We start from the raw sequence: 772 nt of genomic DNA, 5'->3' as shown, positions 1-772 counted from the left end.
CCCGCCTTGGCAGGCGTTTTCACCCGGCGGCCATCCAACTCGACGGTAAAGCCGCCTTCAGCCTCGACCACTGCGCTTTGGGTCCAGAATCGTTTGGGTTTCCAGTCGCTCATCGTCTTAGGTCCAGATTTGTTCCAGCGCATTGGGCAACTGGTCAAAGGTTTCAATGATGGTTGTCGCGGCCTCTAGCGCGGGGCGCGCGTGATAACCCCAGGTGACGCCAACGCTGCGCACGCCCGCAGCGGTGGCCATGTCCATGTCAAACCGGGTGTCGCCGATCATTACGGTATCGGCGGCCTCAACCCCCGTCTCGGCCCGCGCGGTGTCGATCATCGACGGGTGCGGTTTCGAGGGGTGATGATCCGCCACCTGCCGCGTGACAAAATAACCCTGCAGCCCGTGCCCTTCGATCAACGCATCCAATCCGCGCTGAGACTTCCCGGTGGCCACGCCCAGCAGAACTTCGGGGATGGCGTGCAACGCCTCAATCACCTCGCGGGCACCGGGATAGAGCGGCGATCCCGCCATACCCTGTTCCAGCCGATGTGCGTGGTACGCCTGTTTATACCCCTCGACCAGCCGCACCTGATCCGCATCCGAATGCTGCGGCGCAAGCTGCGCCATCGCCTTGGGCAGCGACAGGCCAACAATGGACAGGATCGCCGAGCGATCCGGCACCGGCAAGGACAGCGCGTCGAAACTGGACGTCAACGCGGCAACGATGCTGCCCTGACTGTCAACCAGAGTGCCATCCACGTCGAACAGCACCAGA

Annotated in this window: 2 protein-coding genes; both read right to left on the bottom strand. The window is 63.0% G+C overall.

Features of this window, described 5'->3' with window-relative positions:
- Positions 1–113 (bottom strand): ATP12 family protein (locus ACR0DO_RS19505; protein ID WP_480561104.1); only part of this gene is annotated, 113 nt, incomplete at its 3' end.
- A gap of 4 nt (positions 114–117) precedes the next feature.
- Complete coding sequence (locus ACR0DO_RS19500) at positions 118–771, bottom strand: HAD-IA family hydrolase (protein ID WP_480561102.1); 654 nt, start codon at positions 769–771, stop codon at positions 118–120.
- Between the last annotated feature and the right edge of the window lies 1 nt (position 772).

The organism is Ruegeria sp. AM9 (genome assembly GCF_056540565.1).
The sequence above is the reverse complement of the archived record's forward strand: the minus strand, read 5'-3'. Positions and strand labels throughout refer to the sequence as shown.